This is a genomic window from Cupriavidus sp. DF5525, from assembly GCF_040149425.2.
GTDB lineage: Bacteria > Pseudomonadota > Gammaproteobacteria > Burkholderiales > Burkholderiaceae > Cupriavidus > Cupriavidus pickettii_A.
Genome location: NZ_CP168266.1, coordinates 2,525,784 through 2,543,621, shown reverse-complemented (window position 1 = coordinate 2,543,621; position 17,838 = coordinate 2,525,784). Strand labels below are relative to the sequence as shown.

The 17,838-nt window shown below is 66.4% G+C and carries 16 protein-coding genes; 3 read left to right on the top strand and 13 right to left on the bottom strand.

All coding sequences use genetic code 11. From position 1 onward, the window contains the following. Genes ABNX08_RS32820 through ABNX08_RS32790 form a run of 7 tightly spaced genes read right to left on the bottom strand, consistent with a single transcriptional unit; the run spans position 1 to position 5,771 of the window. Positions 1 to 1,287, bottom strand: coding sequence for an MSMEG_0569 family flavin-dependent oxidoreductase (locus ABNX08_RS32820; RefSeq protein WP_022537356.1), 1,287 nt, complete (start codon positions 1,285 to 1,287; stop codon positions 1 to 3). 35 nt (positions 1,288 to 1,322) lie between these two features. Further along, positions 1,323 to 1,610, bottom strand: a complete 288-nt coding sequence (locus ABNX08_RS32815) for an MSMEG_0570 family nitrogen starvation response protein (RefSeq protein WP_022537355.1) — start codon at positions 1,608 to 1,610, stop codon at positions 1,323 to 1,325. A gap of 8 nt (positions 1,611 to 1,618) precedes the next feature. Continuing rightward, positions 1,619 to 2,608, bottom strand: coding sequence for a sll0787 family AIR synthase-like protein (locus tag ABNX08_RS32810; protein ID WP_022537354.1), 990 nt, complete (start codon positions 2,606 to 2,608; stop codon positions 1,619 to 1,621). Continuing rightward, entirely contained in the window at positions 2,605 to 3,159 is a 555-nt protein-coding gene (locus ABNX08_RS32805; RefSeq protein ID WP_022537353.1) for an MSMEG_0567/Sll0786 family nitrogen starvation N-acetyltransferase, read from the bottom strand. The genes ABNX08_RS32810 and ABNX08_RS32805 overlap by 4 nt, the downstream gene beginning before the upstream one ends. Continuing rightward, on the bottom strand, positions 3,156 to 4,259 hold the full coding sequence (locus ABNX08_RS32800; RefSeq protein ID WP_022537352.1) for an MSMEG_0568 family radical SAM protein: 1,104 nt from the start codon (positions 4,257 to 4,259) through the stop codon (positions 3,156 to 3,158). The genes ABNX08_RS32805 and ABNX08_RS32800 overlap by 4 nt, the downstream gene beginning before the upstream one ends. Continuing rightward, positions 4,252 to 5,268 (bottom strand): Nit6803 family nitrilase, encoded by a 1,017-nt coding sequence (locus ABNX08_RS32795; protein WP_022537351.1) that lies wholly within the window; start codon positions 5,266 to 5,268, stop codon positions 4,252 to 4,254. The genes ABNX08_RS32800 and ABNX08_RS32795 overlap by 8 nt, the downstream gene beginning before the upstream one ends. A gap of 20 nt (positions 5,269 to 5,288) precedes the next feature. After that, on the bottom strand, positions 5,289 to 5,771 hold the full coding sequence (locus ABNX08_RS32790) for an MSMEG_0572/Sll0783 family nitrogen starvation response protein (RefSeq protein WP_022537350.1): 483 nt from the start codon (positions 5,769 to 5,771) through the stop codon (positions 5,289 to 5,291). Positions 5,772 to 6,184: 413 nt separating this feature from the next. On the opposite strand from ABNX08_RS32790, the gene ABNX08_RS32785 reads away from it, so the two are divergent. After that, a complete protein-coding gene (locus ABNX08_RS32785; RefSeq protein ID WP_041681657.1) occupies positions 6,185 to 7,576 on the top strand; it encodes a PLP-dependent aminotransferase family protein in 1,392 nt (463 codons plus the stop codon). A 36-nt stretch (positions 7,577 to 7,612) separates the two neighbouring features. Here ABNX08_RS32785 and ABNX08_RS32780 read toward each other — a convergent pair whose 3' ends face one another. The 4 genes from ABNX08_RS32780 to ABNX08_RS32765 all read right to left on the bottom strand — a co-directional run bounded on the left by ABNX08_RS32780 (position 7,613) and on the right by ABNX08_RS32765 (position 12,453). Then, the gene (locus ABNX08_RS32780) at positions 7,613 to 8,416 is read right to left on the bottom strand and encodes an IclR family transcriptional regulator (protein ID WP_022537348.1); all 804 of its coding nucleotides are present in this window, start codon (positions 8,414 to 8,416) and stop codon (positions 7,613 to 7,615) included. A gap of 112 nt (positions 8,417 to 8,528) precedes the next feature. After that, positions 8,529 to 10,622 (bottom strand): acetate--CoA ligase family protein, encoded by a 2,094-nt coding sequence (locus ABNX08_RS32775; protein WP_022537347.1) that lies wholly within the window; start codon positions 10,620 to 10,622, stop codon positions 8,529 to 8,531. Between the two features lie 4 nt (positions 10,623 to 10,626). Further along, entirely contained in the window at positions 10,627 to 11,421 is a 795-nt protein-coding gene (locus tag ABNX08_RS32770) for an enoyl-CoA hydratase/isomerase family protein (protein WP_022537346.1), read from the bottom strand. Between the two features lie 36 nt (positions 11,422 to 11,457). Next, on the bottom strand, positions 11,458 to 12,453 hold the full coding sequence (locus tag ABNX08_RS32765; RefSeq protein WP_022537345.1) for a tripartite tricarboxylate transporter substrate binding protein: 996 nt from the start codon (positions 12,451 to 12,453) through the stop codon (positions 11,458 to 11,460). A 545-nt stretch (positions 12,454 to 12,998) separates the two neighbouring features. On the opposite strand from ABNX08_RS32765, the gene ABNX08_RS32760 reads away from it, so the two are divergent. Continuing rightward, positions 12,999 to 14,300 (top strand): HAMP domain-containing sensor histidine kinase, encoded by a 1,302-nt coding sequence (locus ABNX08_RS32760; RefSeq protein ID WP_022537344.1) that lies wholly within the window; start codon positions 12,999 to 13,001, stop codon positions 14,298 to 14,300. A 239-nt stretch (positions 14,301 to 14,539) separates the two neighbouring features. On the opposite strand, the gene ABNX08_RS32755 is transcribed toward ABNX08_RS32760, so the two are convergent. Next, entirely contained in the window at positions 14,540 to 15,799 is a 1,260-nt protein-coding gene (locus tag ABNX08_RS32755) for an MFS transporter (protein WP_051369934.1), read from the bottom strand. A gap of 198 nt (positions 15,800 to 15,997) precedes the next feature. Here ABNX08_RS32755 and ABNX08_RS32750 point away from each other — a divergent pair, with 198 nt between their 5' ends. Continuing rightward, entirely contained in the window at positions 15,998 to 16,885 is an 888-nt protein-coding gene (locus ABNX08_RS32750) for a LysR substrate-binding domain-containing protein (protein ID WP_349605191.1), read from the top strand. Positions 16,886 to 16,929: 44 nt separating this feature from the next. Here ABNX08_RS32750 and ABNX08_RS32745 read toward each other — a convergent pair whose 3' ends face one another. Then, on the bottom strand, positions 16,930 to 17,640 hold the full coding sequence (locus ABNX08_RS32745) for an SDR family NAD(P)-dependent oxidoreductase (RefSeq protein ID WP_022537341.1): 711 nt from the start codon (positions 17,638 to 17,640) through the stop codon (positions 16,930 to 16,932). Between the last annotated feature and the right edge of the window lie 198 nt (positions 17,641 to 17,838).

Here is a 17,838-nt window from a genome sequence, read left to right as displayed (position 1 = left end):
TCAGGCGGCCAACTCAGTGTCGCCCTGGCCTGCGGCGATCAGGCCAGCCAGGTACTCGGCGTCGCGTGCGATGCCGGAGAATCGCCCCGAGCCCCACGTGTGCAGCCAGGGCAGGCCAAGGAAGTACAGGCCGGCGTGCGCGGTCACGCCACGTTCGTGGCCCGGATAACCGCGGCCGTTGAACACCGGCACTTCGAGCCAGCTGAAATCCGGTCGGAAGCCGATACACCAGATGATTGAACCAATGCCGGCTGCCTGGGGATCGAGTTCGGTGCGCTCGGCCGGTGGCGTCCATACGGGCGCATAGGCGCTCGGCGGCGGCGCCTCAATGCCTCGCTCCGCGATGAACTTGTCGATGCTCGCGTTGATGCGGTTGTAAGTCGCATCGGCATCGTCCAGGTTGCGACGCAGGTCCGGCGCAAAACGCAGTTGGCCGTCGAGGTAGTCGTCGAGCACGCCGTAGAGCTCCATGCCCTCAATGGCAAACCTGCGCAGGTCGATATCGCGCCCGCCGTCCCGTCCGGTGACATAGTGATTGGTGTTGTCGCGCACGCCCTCGCGCAGCGGGTGCTCGGTGACCGGCAGGTCGTAGTACTTCATGTCCGCGAGCCAGTCCACAACGTCCCGGCCGCGATAGAAGCGCGCGCAACGCGGCGCCTCGCCGACGGCGAGATACACCTTGCGCCCGGCCAGATGCAGGTCTTCGGCAATCTGCGCGCCCGACTGGCCCGAACCGACCACGAGCACCGCACCGTCGGGCAGCGACTCGGGATTCCTGTATTCGGACGATTGCAGTTGCCGGATCGACGCCGGCAAACGCTCGGCCATGCGCGGCACGATCGGCGTGTGATAACCGCCCGAGGCCACCACCACCTGGTCCGTAGTGAATACGCCCTGGCTCGTCGCCACGGAGAATCCCTCCTGCGCGCGCGACTTCACATGCCGCACCTCGGTATGCTCAAGTATCGGGGCGTCGACCGTCCGGATAAAGCCATCGAGATAGGCGGTGATCTCATCCTTCTTCATGAAGCCATGCGGATCGTCGCCCTGGTAAGGGTAGCCCGGCAGCGCGCATTGCCAGTTGGGCGTCACCAGGCAGAACGCATCCCAGCGTTGCGTGCGCCAGGTATGCGTGACGGCGTGCTTCTCGATGACGAGATGATCGATGCCGGCCTGCTTCAGGAAGTAGCTCATCGATAGTCCGGCCTGGCCGCCGCCGACAATGATGACGCCGTAGTGCCTGGCCTCTGCGGCCTGGCCCGGCTTGGTGTTGATGACGTGGGACATGTTGGATCCTTTGAGGCGAGGAATTTGAAGAACGGCTAGCTGCCAAAGCCGAGAAACTGGACGGTGGCGCCGTCCTGGCCCCGGAACCGCTGCGCGGCGATTTCCAGGATGCTGAGCTGGTCCATCGCAGACGAACACGCGTAGCCATACCTGGCCCGCACCCGCTCGGATGCGGCGCCCAGCGCGATACGCGCGCGCTCAACAAATTCGTCCAGCGAGTACGCCGCCCCTTCGACAAAGTGCTCCGTGACGATGGAGGATGGGGAATAGCAGGCCATCTCGGTCTGGTCAGGCCAGCGGATGCGGAAGTGGGTAACCGGCATGGCAGTTCTCAGGTTGAAGAATCGATCGGCGTGGCCAGGCGCGTCGCCAGGATGAACCCCGCCTCGCGGAAGTCCCACAGCGTGGCCAGTTCGCCGGCGTGCGTGAGCGTGGCGACACGGGAATCATCGATGGCGCCGATCTGGGCGCAGGCGATGCCGCGATCGAGGAAGCGGCGTTCGACCGCCTGCGCATCGTCGTCATCGACAGCCAGCAGGAAGCCATAGCTGGGGAACGCCGTCAGCCATCGCTCCAGCGGCACGCCATCGGGCCGGGGAATGCGCTCCAGCGCGATGCTGGCGCCCACCCCGGAGCATTCGAGCAGCATCAGCGCGGTGCCGAGCGCACCCGCCATGCTGATGTCCTTGGCTGCGGCGCAAAGGCCGTCTTCGGCCAGCACAGGCAAGAGTTCGAGATCCGCGCGCAGCCGTTCGCCTGGTGCGCCCGTGGAGGCGTTCCAGAACGGATATGGCTCCGCGAATGCGCCGCGCAGGTCCACCGCCATCAACAGGCGCTGGCCGGGACGCGCGGCGAAACTCGACAGCAGCTTGCGCGCACGGCCGAGGATGGCCACGGCAAGCTGGCCTTGCTCGCTGCGCGCATTGCTGTGGCCGCCGACGACCGGCACGCCATAGGCGGCAGACGCCGCAGCCATGCCCTTGAGCACCTCGGCGGCGTCGGCGGCGCCATGGCTCCATAGCGCATCGACCACGGCCGTCGGCCTGCCGCCCATCGCATAGATATCGCTGACGTTCACCATGACCGCGCTGTAGCCGGCGAACCACGGCATCGTGCGGATAAAATCGCTGACCAGTCCTTCGATGGCGAACAGCAAGTAGCCGTCGCCATCCCGCAATGCCGCGCAGTCGTCGCCGACATCGACGGCCATGGCCGCGTTGCGCCCGGCGGCGCCAAGCGGCGACAACATGGCCGGGATATCGGTCTTATGCGCAAAGCCGCGGCTGCCGCGCAGGGTGTGTACGAGATCGTCGAGGCTCATCGCACGGCCCTGGCTTCGGCAATCAGGCCCGCGTGCGGGGTATAGCAAGGCGGGTAATGGTTCAGGTCTGCCTGCATCAGGTGGTGAGGCCGCCCGAGCAGCGTCTCCTCGGCCAGGACGTTCCAATGCAAGCGCCTGAACAAGGGCACGTTCTGGCTCTGCACGTGCGCAAGGAAGCGCCGGCAGCCGATCGCGTGGGCGCTGCTCACCGCCAGGCGGATCAGCGTCGCGCCTATCTTGCCCTGGCTTCGGTATGCCGCATCCACCGCCAGGCGCGAGCCGAACCACACGCCCGGCTCGCTTTCGTGGATGCGCACGGTGCCGACCACGGTGCCGGGACGGCCCGGCAACTCCGGCTCGAAGCGCACCGCCACCAGCAGTTGCGCCACATCGTCCACCGCGTCCCGGTCGTCGCCATCGAAGATGCCCTGCTCCACGCAGAACACGGCTTGGCGCAGGCGGTGGGCCTGCTCCGCCTCCCAGGCGTGCTCCGCCCAGCGGATGCGGAACATCGGGATGTCCGGCACCTCGACGCAGAGATCGCTTTTCATGATGTCGCTCCCTCGGCCGCCAGTGCCGCCTCGCGCTCGTAGGTGGCCAGCGACGAGCACGCGCCGCACTTGCCGCAACCTGCCTTGATATCGGACGAGCGCATGCCGGCGGCGCTCAACATGGCGCCGAGCGGCTGCAGGATCGACTGCATGAAGGCCGGCGAGGGAGCCGGGTGGTCCTCCAGCGGCGTGCCGGAGATCGGCACGAAAGGCACCACGAACGGATACACCCCGAGTTCGATCAACTCGCGCGAGATCGACAGGACGGCTTCTGCCGTGTCGCCGAGTCCCGCGAGGATGTACGTGCTGACCTGACCCCTGCCGAACACGGCAACGGCGGCCTTGAAGGCTTCCATGTAGCGGCTCAACGGCACCGACGCCTTGCCTGGCATGATGCGCTCGCGCACCGCCGGCGTGACGACCTCGAGGTGCATGCCGAGCGTGTCGACGCCGGCGGCCTTCATGCGTTCGAACCAGCGGTCGTCGTCGGGCGGCTCGCATTGCGCCTGGATCGGCAGGTCGACCGCGGCCTTGATGGCGAAGGCGCTCTCGCAAAGAACAGCCGCGCCCCGGTCCGGCGTGGGCGGCGTGCCGGTGGTCAGCACCATGTGCCTGACGCCATCAAGCAGCACCGCGGCGCGCGCCACTTCGGCCAGTTGCTCCGGCGTCTTGCGCGCGATCGTGCGGCCCGCCACCAGCGACTGGCCGATCGAGCAGAACTTGCAGGTCTTCTTGCGGCTCTCGTAGCGGATGCAAGTCTGCAGGACGGTCGTGGCCAGCACATCGGCGCCATGCAGCGTGGCGATATGCGAGTATGGGATGCCCTCCAGCGTCTGCAGCGCATAGAAACGCGGCGCCTTCGGAAAGCTGATGCTGGCAATCGGGATGGTTCCGCGCATCAGCGCGCTGCGCCCCGTTTCGTCGGGCGCCTGCGCCACGAACGGCGAGTGCCACGCGGTGCTGGTATGCACCGGCACCATGATGGTCACGCCGTCGATGGTGACCGCCTTGTGGTCGGACGGACCCGCCCCGCCGCGCCGGCTGGCCGCACCGGCATTCGGGTCTTCCAGGCGCAGCCCGACGGACTGCAACTCAGTCATCAATTGCCGGCTCGAAGCCGGCACGGTCGCGCTGGATGTCATCGCGGATGCTCCCATGGAAGTTGGAGAAAGCGCCTGCCATCGGCACCGCCGTCACCGCCGGCCGCTCGTTGATGGCCAGGCTTAGCAGTTCCGGGCGCGCGTAGTGGCCGACCGAATCCATCATTCGCTTGCGCTTGGTGATCAGCGACATGTCGAGGTCGGCGATCACCATGCCCTCGCCCTCGCGCAACGGTGGTGCCAGGTGCTGGCCCTCCGGCGAGATGATTGCGGTGTTGCAGCCGCCACGCAGCGCCTTCTGCAGAACGGGATCGGTGGTTACGGAGGCAATCTGATCTTCGGTCAGCCAGCCGGTGGCGTTAACGACGAAGCAGCCGGATTCCAGCGCGTGGTGCCGGATAGTGACTTCGATCTGCTCGGCAAAGATCGGCCCGACCAGCGAGCCCGGGAACTGGCTGCAGTGGATTTCCTCGTGCTGGGTCATCAGCGCGTAGCGGGCCAGCGGGTTGTAGTGCTCCCAGCACGCCAGCGCGCCGACGCGGCCGATCGCGGTGTCCGCGACCTTCAGGCCGGCCGCATCGCCCTGCCCCCAGATCATGCGTTCGTGGAAAGTGGGCGTGATCTTGCGGCGCTTGACCGCGAGGTTGCCCTCGGTGTCGAAGATAAGCTGCGTGTTGTACAGGCTGCCGTGGTCGCGCTCGTTCACGCCGAGCACCACGACCATGCCGTGCCGGCGTGCGCGCCCGGCGACGGCATCGGTGACCGGGCCGGGCACCACCACGGCCTGCTCGTACAGCCGCATGTGGTCGCTGCCGGAGTGCACCGGCGGCCGTACGAAGGAGAAGTATGGGTAGTACGGCACGAAGGTCTCCGGGAAGACGATCAGTTGCACGCCTTTCCCGGCGGCCTCGTCGATCGCCTCGCAGACCTTGGCCAGCGTGCCTTCGCCGTTCTCGAGGTCGGGCGCGATCTGGACCGCGGCCGCGCGCACAATGCGATTCTGTGACATGGTGGTACCTGCCCTTTTGCTCAGACGGTCCAGGTGTCGATAATCAGCGCGTTCTCCTTGCGATGCAGCAGCTTGAGGTCGAGCACATCGAGCGGATTGATCGGGCGGATGCCTTCGATCAGCGAGGCTTCGCCGTGGCCGTACAGGGCCTGCAGGGCGAAACGGCAGGCGTAGACCTTGCCGCCCTCTTCCATGAACTTGGTGAGCTGCTTGTTGAAGTTCATGTGGCCGGGAAACGCCTCATCGCCAAGCGTCGGAAAGCCGCGCTGAACGCCAAGGTTGACGCCGGGGCCGTACAGCAGGATCGAGGTCTCGAATCCTTTGCGCAGCAGGCGCGTAGCCTGCAGCATGTTGACGAAGCCGATCGAGCCTTCGAAGGCGACGGTGTGGAAGGTCACCAGCGCCTTCTCGCCGGCTTCGGCCTTTACGTCCTCGAATACCTTCTCTTCATAGTCCACCAGGAAATCGCCCTTCTTGTGGGCCGGTTTGCTGACAGCAGGCATGCTTCTCTCCGTTGCGTTGATGGGGCAGTGCGGTCGATCGATCCCATGCCGATCGACCGTTCGGCGTCAGGCCGACGTGCCGATATCAGCAACCGATATGCCACTCAATGCGTGGAGTCATGCGATCAATCGCCAATCAAGTCGACGGCGATAGAATGATCGTCCCAATGATCGCAACGGCTTTCCCCTTGCGTGCCACCTGAGGCGCCCAGCGGTCGCCATGCCGGCCTCGTCACAATGCACTTTGTTGGGCAGGAAGCAGGCGGGCGAGTGCGCGCGCATGGTGCATGAGCACTGATATCGCACCATCATTGAGAACTTCGGATGCAATCGCTTGCGCGGCTTGGTTAGCGATCATTCGGGTGCTACCCTCAGGCACTGAATTCCATCGCATCGCGCAGCGGGAGACCACGGTGTCCAACCTGACCAGTCATTGGGTAAAACGTATCGCCGGCAGTGCCAAGCCTGCCTATCTGCTGATTCCGGACCTGATCGAGGAGGCACTGGCCGACGGCCAGCTACGCGTGCGCGACCGGCTGCCACCGCTGCGCGACCTGGCTGAAGCGCTGCAACTGAATTACACCACCGTGGCGCGCGGCTACAGTGAGGCGAGGAAGCGGGGATTGATCGACACCAAGGCAGGAAGCGGGACTTACGTGCGCGGACGTGCGCCCGCGATGCAGCTGCGCGGCGGCACGGGTGCCGAGATGACCATGAACATGCCGCCGGAGCCGCCCGCGATGACGGCGCGGCTTCGTGCCGCCATGGCGCAGCTGCTGGAGGCTGCCGATCCCTACACGCTGCTGCGCTACCAGGACTTCGGCGGAACCCCGGCCGATCGCTCCGTTGCCGCGAAATGGCTGCGCCGCTGGGTGCCGGCATGCAGCGCGGACACCGTGCTCGTCACGCCCGGCATCCACAGCGCGCTGGTCGCACTGCTGTCGCAGCTCGCACGCCCGGCCCAGACCATCTGTGCCGACGCGCTGGCCTACCCCGGCATCAAGGCCATCGCCGCGCAGCTCAATATCCAGCTACAGGCGCTGCCGGGCGACGAGGATGGCCCGTTCGCCCACGCCTTCGAAGCCATGTGCAAGGCACGGAAGCCAGCGGCGCTCTATTGCAACCCGACCATCCAGAACCCGAGCACGCGCACCATGCCGCAGGCACGCCGCGAGCAGCTCGCCGAAGTCGCGCTGCGCTACAGTGTGCCGATCATCGAGGACGATGCCTACGGCATGCTGCCGCTGCGGGCACCGCAGACGTTTGCCGCGCTCGCCCCGGAAGTCACGTATTACGTCACCGGCTTGTCCAAGTGCCTCGGCGCCGGACTGCGGATCGCATTCCTGAACGCCCCCACTGCCCGGCAGGCACAGCGCCTGGCTGGCACCCTGCGGGCAACGACTGTGATGGCGAGCCCCATCAACACACTGCTCGCGACATCCTGGATCAAGGACGGAACCGTAGACGACATGCTCAAGGCCATCCGGGCCGAAAGCGCGGCGCGGCAGCTGATTGGGCGCCATGTGCTTGAGGGCCTGGCCTATGAGGCGGACCCGGAAGGCTTTCACCTGTGGCTGCCGATCCCGGCGGCTTCAGCATGGAGCCCGTCGGAACTGGCGCTGCACCTGCGCTCGCGCGGCATCGGTGCGGTGTCGGCCGCCGCCTTCTCGACCGACGGCAACCCGCCCGATGCGATCCGTGTCTGCCTGGGCGGCCCGGGCGAGCGTGATGAGATCGAGGAGTCGCTGCGGATCATCGCGGAGACGCTCGACAATCCGCATCACTTGCATTCCGCGATGCTGTAGTCGATCACACCGGCGGCCACAAGGTATCGAAGCCCCTCACTCCAGACTCCGCACCCCCTCCCGGATCGCCTCGGCCAACTCCATCAGCGGCCTGGCCAGCGCAGCCTCGACGGTCTGCGCGTCTTGTTGCGTCGACACGCTGACGTTCAGCACATGGACGCCATAGCCATCGAAGCGCATCGGCGTTGCCATCGCCACGACCTGCGGCTGCCAGCAGGCGACGCAATACCCTTTGTCGTGCACTGACAGGACTGCCGCCTCGATTTCCTTGTGCAGGCCATGCCAGGCCCCTCGCTGGCTCTTGCTTGCAAAGGCGACCAGCATCCGGCTGAGTTCCTCGGGCGCAAGCGTGGCAAGGTACGCGCGTCCCAGCGACGTCAGCGCCATCGGGATGCGCTGCCCGCTCACCACTGTTCGCAGCGACTGCCGCCGGTTGTAGCGGAATGACTCAAGGTAGACCATCTCGTCGCCGTCGGCCACCGCCAGCCCGACATTGATCTTGTGCCGCATCGCCAGCTCGACCATCAGCGGCGTGGCGACCTTCAGCACCTGCGAACTGTCGCGCATGGCGTGCGCCATGCTGAGCACCGGCACGCCCAACCGGTAGGTGCGGAACTGGGGGATGTATTCGAGCATGCCGGTCTCGATCAGCGACTGCGTCAGGCGGCTGACGGTCGAACGCGACAGGCCGGTGCGCTCGGCGATCTCGCTGTTGCCAAGCATCGCGGAGCCGGCACGGAACGCGCGCAGCACGGCGATGCCGCGCTCCAGCGAGCGGTTGGGCGTTGCCTTGCCTTGTCCTGGCTTGATCCGGTCGGTCTTGGGAATGCTGGTCGGCATGACGGGGAATCGCTGCGTGGCGGATGCTTGTGCTGTCGCAGGGAATGCTACGCGATGCGAATGGCCCTGTCAGACCTCGGCCGTCACGGCCCTGCCATGACGGCGCCTCGTGCTAGTGTGCCGCGAGGATCGCCACACCGTCGGCCGCCACCACCCCCTGCCCCGCAGGCAACACGAAGACAGGATTGATCTCGGCCTCCACTAGCGTGTCGCCGAGCGCGGCGACCATCCGCGAAAACGCCACGATGGTGTCGGCCAGCGCATCCACATCGGCTTTGGGGCGGCCACGGAAGCCGGTCAGCAGCGGCGCCGTCTTCAGCGCGCCGATCATCTGCAGCGCGGCCTCGCGCGTCAGGCCGCCATTGGGAGGCAGCAGGCGCAGCGTCGTGTCCTCGAACAGTTCGGCCGTGATACCGCCCATGCCGAGCAGGATCGCCGTGCCCAGCGCGTCGCGGTGCATGCCGAGAATCACTTCCACCCCACCCCTGACCATCTCCTGCACGAGATAGCGGCTCGGCGCGATGCCCGTGGCGGACTGCACGTCCGATGCCATCTTCGCCAGCCTGGCTGCAACCTCCGATGGCGCGACGCTGACCGCGACGCCGCCGACATCGCTCTTGTGCGTGATCTCGGCGGACAGGATCTTCAGTACCACGTTGCTGCCGAACTGCTGCGCGGCGGCCGTCGCCTCTTCGGCATTGCCGACCACGACTTCCCGCGCAACCGGTATGCCGAAGCCGCCAAACAGCGTCTTGGCCGCGGCCTCATCGAGCGAGCCGGTACCAAACCCGCTGAGGTCGGGGACGGGCAGCGGCGGCATGCCTGCGTCATCGTCAATGCCGGCCCTGGCCGCGCGCAGCATCACGTCAAAGGCTACCGTGCACGCCTCCGGCGCAGAGAACGCCGGGACGCCGCGGCGATTAAGCAGCGATGCCACCTCCGGCGCATGCGGGCTGACATAGGCGACCACCGGCTTGTCGCTGCCAGGCAGGCAGTCACGGATCGCATTGGCCATCAGGTCGGGCATGGCCAGGCCCGACGAACCGACGATCACTGCCACGGCGTCATAGCTCGGGCTGTCGAGCAGGATGCGGATCGCAGAGCGCAGCAGGTCGGGTTGCAGGCCGGCGAGGGTGACGTCGATCGGGTTGCGGTCCAGCGCCGCATGGTCGCCCTTCTGGAGCGCGCGCAGTTTTTCTGCGGTCGCGTCGTCCGGCGCGGGTGTTTCGAAGCCGGCCACGCCAAGGCTGTCGGAGACGAGCGTGCCAGCCCCGCCGGTCGAGGTCAGGATCGCGATGCGGTTGCCGCGCAGCGTGCGCCCGGTGGCCAGTGCGGCCGACATGTCGAGCAGGTCTGAGAAGGACTGCGCTCGGATCACGCCGATCTGCTCGAACAGGGCGTCATACATGCGGTCGGCACCGGCGAGCGCGCCGGTATGCGAAACCGCGGCACGCGCCCCGCTCTCCGAGCGGCCGATCTTGAAGGCGACGACCGGCTTGCCCGCCCGCGCGGCCTTGAGCGCCGCGCGGCGGAAGGTCTCGGGGTTGCGCACGCTTTCGACGTAGAGCGCGATCACGCGAGTGGCCTCGTCGTCGGCCAGGTAGTCGATAAAGTCGGCCAGGTCCAGGTCGACTTCATTGCTGGTAGAGATCAGCTTGGACAAGCCGATGCCACGCGCCGCGGCGCGCGACAGCAAGGCACCGAGAATGCCGCCGCTCTGCGACACGACCCCGATATTGCCGGCCGGAAACTCGTCCATCTCCAGCGCGCCGCTGGCCGACAGCGGGATGTTGTCGGTCAGGTTCACAAGGCCGATGGTGTTTGGGCCCAGCAGGCGCATGCTGCCTGCCGCCTCGATCAGCTCCGCCTGGCGCCGCGCTCCTTCGGCACCCGTCTCGGTGTAGCCGCTGGCCAGCACAATGGCCGCGCCCGCGCCGCGGGCGGCAAGGTCGCGCACGGCAAGATGCGCGCGCTCGGCACCGAGCAGCACGATGCCGACGTCCGGCACTTCAGGCAACGAGGCAATGTCGGGATAGCAGCGCAGCCCGTCGATCGAGTCGACCTTCGGGTTGACGGGATAGATGGCACCGCTGAAGCCATGCTTGCGCAGGTACGAGACCGGACGGCCGGCGGTCTTGGCGGGATCGGCGGAGGCACCGATCACGGCGACGCTGCGCGGCGCGACTAGACGTTGGATGGCGTTCATGATCTCAGCCCTTGCTGGCGGTCTTGTTCAGGAAGGCCAGCACGGATTCGCGATGCTCGGTGCTGGTGTAGCAGATGCCCTGGGCCTGGCTGCCCTGCGCGAACACCTGGTCGGCGGGCAGCTCGAAAGACTGGTTCATGATGCTCTTGCCCAGCGCGATCGCGGTGGCCGAGCCCTGGCTCAGTTCGGCGGCCCAGGACAGCGCGTCGTCGATCAGGGCTTCGGGCTGGCTCAGGCGATCGGCGATGCCAAGCACCCTGGCTTCCTGCGCCTCCACCTTGCGGCCGGTGAAGACGAGTTCCTTTGCGGCCGACAAGCCCACGCGGCGCGGCAGGAAATACATGCCTCCGCCGTCAGGGATCAGGCCCCGGTTGATGTAGGACCAGGAGAACGACGCCGATTCGGAGGCGATCACGAAGTCGCAGCACAGCGCGGTATCGGCACCGAGCCCGGCCGCTGCGCCGTTGACCGCGGCGATGGTGGGCTTGGGCATGGTGTGGAGCAGCTTCACGGTATGGTGGACCCGCTGCTGGCGGCTCCACCCATTGAAGCCCACTTGGCCCGGGGGTGCCTCCATGCGGCGCTGCATGCCGGCCACGTCGCCGCCCGCGCAGAAGCCCTTGCCGTTGCCGGTGATCACCAGCGCGCGGATGGCCTTGTCGGCAGCTACATGTTCCAGCGCGTGGATAAACTCCGAACGCATGTCGTCGCTCATCGCGTTGCGCTTGTCGGGGCGGTTGAAGGCGAGCAGCGCGATGCCCGAGACGACGTTCAGTTCAATCAGTGAATAGCTGTTCATGGTTCGTATCCAGTCTGTCTGTTGCGGTGGCCGCGCTTAGTCGGCGGTGATGTTGGCTTCCTTGATGACCTTGCTCCAGCGCTGGCTTTCGGCCTTGACGTAGCGGCCGAACTCATCCGGCGAGCCGGCGCTCACGGCCAGCCCTTCTTGCTCCGCGCGCTTGCGGAAGGCATCGGTCTGCACGGCCTTCTTCGCCGCGGCGTTCAGGCGCGCGATCACGGGTGCAGGGGTGCCGGCGGGTACGAACAGGCCGTACCAGCTGTCGGCGGCGTAGCTCGGCACGCCGCTCTCGGCGATGGTCGGAACCTTGCTCAGGGCGGGTGCCTGCGAGCGCTGCGCGGTCGTGACCGCGACGGCACGCAACTTGCCGCTCTCCAGGTGCGGTGCCACCGCGGCGGCCGTCGCAAACATCATGTCGACCTGCCCGCCGAGCAGGTCGGTGATGGCCGGGCCGGCGCCGCGATAGGGGATGTGGTTGAGCTCGACCTTGGCCATCTTCTTGAACAACTCGCCCGCCAGGTGTGCCGAGGTGCCGGCACCTTGCGAGGCGTAGTTGAGCTTGCCCGGTTTGGCCTTGGCCGTGGCGATCAGGTCCTGCACGGTCTTGATGGGGCTGTCCGGGCGCACCACCAGCACGTTGGGCGAGCGGCCGACCAGCATGACCGGCGCGAATGCCTTGTCCGTGTCGAAGGGCAGTTTCTTGTGCAGGCTCGGATTGACGGCGTGGGCCATCGTCGCCATCACCAGCGTGTAGCCGTCTGGCGCGCTCTTGGCGACTGTGTCGGTGCCGATGATGGTGCTGCCGCCGGGCTTGTTGTCGACGATGACCGGCTGGCCGAGGTCCTCGCCCATGGTGATGCCCATGGCGCGCGAGAGGAGGTCGGTGCCGCCGCCTGGGGCGAAGGGCACGACCAGGCGGATCGGCTTTTCCGGGAAGGCTGCCAGGGCGGTCAGCGGTGCCGTGGCGGCGAGAACGAAGGGGATGGTCGCCTTCGCCAGGCGGCGAAGAAATCTGGTGCGGATCCGGTGCATGTTGTTGTCTCCAGTAACGACTCTGTGCGCTGCGGTTATCAGGCTGCCTGTTCCGGGCGCGTTTGATTGTTGAAGACAGATTAGTGCTTGCATGGGGATTCCACAGCCCCTCAATTCCACTGTATGGAATTATGGAAGGGGGGGCAGGCTTGATGAACATGTTGTTGTTCGACGGCTCTCGAGGCTGGTGACATGTTGGCCCAGCAGAGTTTGCGCGCTCTGCCTAGCAATTTTTTCCATTCCACGCGACAGCACTCCCACCGGTCTTGCGTTCGCTCGGGGTTCCGGAAGTGCAGGCGTGAGCGGCTACACCGCAGCCCCCGCATTCACCTTCATCTTTGTACCACCATGTATGCCCAGCACATCCAGATACACGGCAATACAAGACCCCACCCTAGCCCGCTGCTCCAGATACAAAACCGCCAGCCAGCGACACATCCCCCCTCCCACCGCCTCCTAGAATCCCTCTCACCTACCCAGGCAGCGCGGACTGCATCGGCGTATTTGCGCCGGTACTGCTCAGTCAAATGCAAAGAGAGCGACGAATGAATAAGCACGGATGGCGCTGGTCCCGCACCATGGGGGCACGCCTGTTCCTGATCCTGCTTGCCGGCCTGACCATCGCACATGGCCTGTCGTTCGGCGTGCTGTTTTCCGAACGCTACGAGAGCGCGAACCGGGTGATGCTGGGCACGCTGGAAACCGACGTGGCCACGTCGATTGCCATCCTGGACCGCCTGCCGGCTGCTGAACGCCCGCAGTGGCTGCCGCGCCTGAACCGCAGCAACTACCAGTACCTCCTCGGTCCCGGCGCACCTGGCGTGCCAGAGATGCATGAGCACGGCCAGGACATCGCCGCGCGCATCGCCGAGGCGAGCGGTGGCCGCTTTCCGGTCAGGGTGGAGTCGATTCCCGGCGACAGCAAGCGGCTGCAGGCGCATCTGACGCTGAGCGACGGCAACCCGCTGACCATCGACGTGCATCCGCGCATGACGCCGATCGCGCAATGGTTGCCGTATGTGCTGGTGACCCAGTTGCTGCTGCTGATCCTGTGCTGCTGGTTCGCGGTCAGGCTGTCAATCCGCCCGCTGGTGGCGCTGGCCGACGCGGCCGATGCGCTCGACCCGAACGCAAAGACTCCGCCGCTCGACGAGAAAGGCCCCACCGAGCTCGCCCGTGCCGCGCACGCGTTCAATGCCATGCAGCAACGCATCGCCCGCTTCGTCGAAGAGCGCGTCCAGATCCTGGCGGCCATCTCCCACGATTTGCAGACGCCGATCACACGCATGAAGCTGCGTGCCGAGATGGCCGAGGACTCGGAGGAAAAGCGCAAGCTGGCGCATGACCTCGGCGAGATCGAACGGCTGGTGCACGAAGGCCTGGCGTATGCGCGCAGCGCGCATGGCGGCGGCGAGAAGCCATCGCGCATCGATCTCGGTTCGTTCGTAGAGAGCCTCGCCTACGACTACCAGGACACCGACAGGACGGTCAGCATCCTCGAGAACATCGGCGGGGCCATCGAGACTCGCCCGCACGCGCTGCGCCGGATCCTGACCAATCTGATCGACAACGCCATCAAGTTCGGCGGCGCGGCGGAACTGAAACTGCGCCGCGAGCGTGGCGCCGTGCTGATCGAAGTCCTCGATCGCGGTAGCGGCATTCCTGACGCGATGCTCGATGCCGTGCTGGAGCCGTTCGTGCGCCTGGAACACTCCCGCAGCCGCGAGACCGGCGGTACGGGCCTGGGCCTGGCGATTGCCAACCAGCTAGCGATGGCCATCGGCGGCTCGCTCAAGCTGCGCAACCGCGAAGGCGGCGGGCTGGTGGCCTGCGTCACGCTTGGTTAAGCCCACACGTCACGGGCCGGGTGTGGCGGTGCCTGGCGCGCGAGTCCCTCATGCACCGCCCGCCACTGTTGAGGTTGTTCCATGAAACGCATCCTGATTGTCGCCGGCATGCTCATTGCCGGCATCGCCGGAGAACTCCGCGCCGCCACCGTGTGCCGCTGGGTCCCGTCATCGTCTTGCCGGGTGGAGCCGCGACGCGAACCTCCGTCGCACGGGGACCGTTGAAACGGTCTGGAGCTTCAGCGCCCCTTGGCCCATCGGTCCAGCGCGGCACAGCCCAGCAACAGGGCGCTGGTCACGAAAAACACCGAACGAATGCCCACATGCACGCCAATCTGCCCGCCGATCAGCGGCCCGGCCACCTGCCCGGCGTACTGCGCGGACTGCAGGTAGCCCAGCATCCTGCCCGACTCATGCTCGGCCACGGCCTGGCGCACGAGCTTGGCGATGGCGGGCAGCAAGCCGGCGAGCGTCATGCCCATCAGGCCGCGCAGAATGGCCAGCGTCCACCAGTTGGTAACGAAAGCCTGCGGAATCATCACCAGCGCGGTGGCAACCAGGCAGCCGATAATCACTTGCCATGCGCCGATCCGGTCGGCCAGCGCGCCCAGGCGCGCAGCCGTCAGCATGCTGCCGAAGGCCGAACAGGCCATGACGATGCCGGCAACCGTCGCCAGGCGCTCGTGTGGCACGCCGAGCTGCGCGATGTACACGGTGATGATCGGTTCGATCGACATATTGGCCAGCAGCACCATGGTGGCCGTCACCAGCAGGGCCGCGATGGCCACGCGCGGCATCTTGCGATGGGTGCCGGCCGCGCCGGGCTTCGGGCTCGCCAGGGGTTGCCTGGCCAGGCCAGAGAAGTCTTCCCGGACGAAGGCGATGGTCAGGATGGCCGCAACGGCGATCATCCCGGCGGCTGCCGCGAAGGCGCCGCGGATGCCGATCAGGTTGGGCAGCAGGCCGCCGACGAGCGGGCCGATCAGGTTGCCGGCCAGGGCCCCGGTGGAGAGTACGCCGAGTGCCCAGCCCGATCGCTCTGGCGGCGCCTGGGTGCCGATCATCACGATCGAGGCCGAGGCATAGCCACCGATCAGCCCGGCGGCGAAACGTAGTGCTACCAGCTCGTAGACGTTGTGGGCCATGCCGATCATCGACATCACCACGGCCATGCCGATGGCGGCGCGGATCAGCATCGGCTTGCGGCCGAAGCGGTCGGCCATGCGGCCCCACAGCGGCGCGGTCAATGCGGTGCCAAGGAAGGTCACGCCAAAGGCCACGCCGGACCATTGCACGATCTCGTTGGAAGACGTGACGCCAAGCTGCTCGACGTAGAGCGGCAGGAACGGCAGCAACATGCTCAGGCTTACCAGCGTGGTGAATGAACCGAACACGCAGATGACGAGATTGCGACGCCAGTACGAGGCATTGCGGACCGCATAACTGTCGTCCGTAGCGGGCGACGACGGCATCGGGAGAACGGCTGGGCACTTGCTCATGGCATACCACTCGGGGACAACAGACGGGTTGATCGGAATGCTAGCAACGCAGGCGGCGACGCATACGCGGTTTATCGAGATAGCGGTATCACCGCAGCAGATTGCTGCCTGTTTTCGCGTGTGCCGGGCGTGTGCAGGGCATGCGGCCGTGGCGTACACTCCGTGCAGGCGAACAGAGCGGCAGGCAAGGAGCCGGACATGGATGTAGCGGACCTGAAGTTCTTTGAAGCCGTCGCGCGCCTGGGCAGCATGAACAAGGCGGCGACGTCACTGCATACGGTGCAGTCCAATGTGACGGCGCGCATCCGGGCGCTCGAGCAGGAGATCGGCGTGCCGCTGTTCCAGCGCCATGCGCGCGGGGTCAGCCTGACCCCGGCCGGGGAACGCATGCTGCCCTATGCGGCACGCATCGCCAAGCTGGTGTCAGACGCGCGCCAGGCCGCGCTCGATGACGGCCCGCCGTGCGGCCCGGTGGTGCTGGGCACGCTGGAAACCACGGCCGCCATGCGCCTGGCACCGCTGCTCAGCGGCTTTGCCCGCCAGTATCCGCAAGTCCGGTTGTCGCTGGTCACGGGGACCAGTTGCAGCCTGACTGCCGATGTGGTCGAAGGACGGCTCGATGCGGCGTTCGTGGCCGGTCCGCTCGATCACCCGGATCTCGATGCCGAGGCGATCTTCCATGAAGAGCTGGTGCTGGTGACGCCGCGGACCATGCGCTCGCTTGGCGCGCTGAAGTCGGCCGAGTACCTGAAGACCATCGTGTTCCGCCTGGGCTGCTCGTCCCGGCAGCGCCTGGAGACGCTGCTGGGCGAGATGGGCATACGGACTGCCACACCGCTTGAGTTCGGCTCGCTCGACACCATCATTGCGTGCGTGGCCGGCGGCATCGGCATTACGCTGCTGCCACGCAGCGTGGTAGCAGCCGCGGCACAGCAGGGCATGGTTTCGATCCATGAGATCGCGCCGGAGCAGGCGCATGTCGAGACGCTGTTCATCCGGCGCCGCGACGCTTACCTGTCGAGCGCCATGCTGGCGTTCGTGACCGCGGCGCGGGCCCGCTTCGGCGCGCTGATGGAGGCTGCCTGAGGCGGCGCACGGAGTACGCCGCCCCATCTCTCGCTTCCCGCCGCTTAGTGGCCGGCGCTCTGGCCGCCGTCCACGTGCAGGATTTCCCCGGTCACGAACGATGCCGATTCCAGGTACAGCACCGCGTCGGCGATGTCGCGCATTTCGCCCATATGGCCCACAGGATGCAGGGCGCCGAGCGCGGCATGGGTCTCGGGCGGATGCATCGGCGACTTGATTACGCCGGGCGAGACGGCGTTCACGCGGATACCGGTCTTGGCGTACTCGATGGCCAGCGACTTGGTCGCGGCGTTCAGGCCGCCCTTGGTCAGCGAGGCCAGCACCGACGGCACGCCGCTGATCGCATGGTCGACCAGGCTGGTGGTGATGCTGACCACATGGCCGCTGCGCTGCTTTTCCATCTCGGCGATGGCGAGCTGCGTGATGAAGTAGAAGCCCGACAGGTTCACGCCCGTGACCGCGGCGTAGTCCGCCGCCGTATAGGTGGTAAAGGGCTTGGCGACGAAGATGCCGGCGTTGTTGACCAGCGTATCGATGCGGCCGAAATTTTCCAGCGCCGCGCTGATCACGCGCTGCGCGGTTTCCGGCTCGGCGATGTCGCCCTGCACCGTCACGATATCGCGATCATCGGACGGCTTGACGTTGCGGGCCGTGGCCACGACGCGGTAGCCGCGTTCGCGATAGGCCTTGACCAGTTCTGCACCGATGCCTTGGGATGCGCCGGTAATCACGGCGACTTTCTGGGAAGCACTCATTTCACACCTCTAGGTAGTTTGTTGGATCTGGCTTGTTGGCCAATCGGATCGACGGGACCGATGGATCCAAATCTAGGGCATGCGCCCGTGCTGAAAAATATGGGTCGCGCACAAACACTTGTACGCGCGGGGAACAAGTCGAAATGGCTCGGCACAGCCAGCGTACGAGGGTGGAACAAGAGTTATTACATCAAGGTA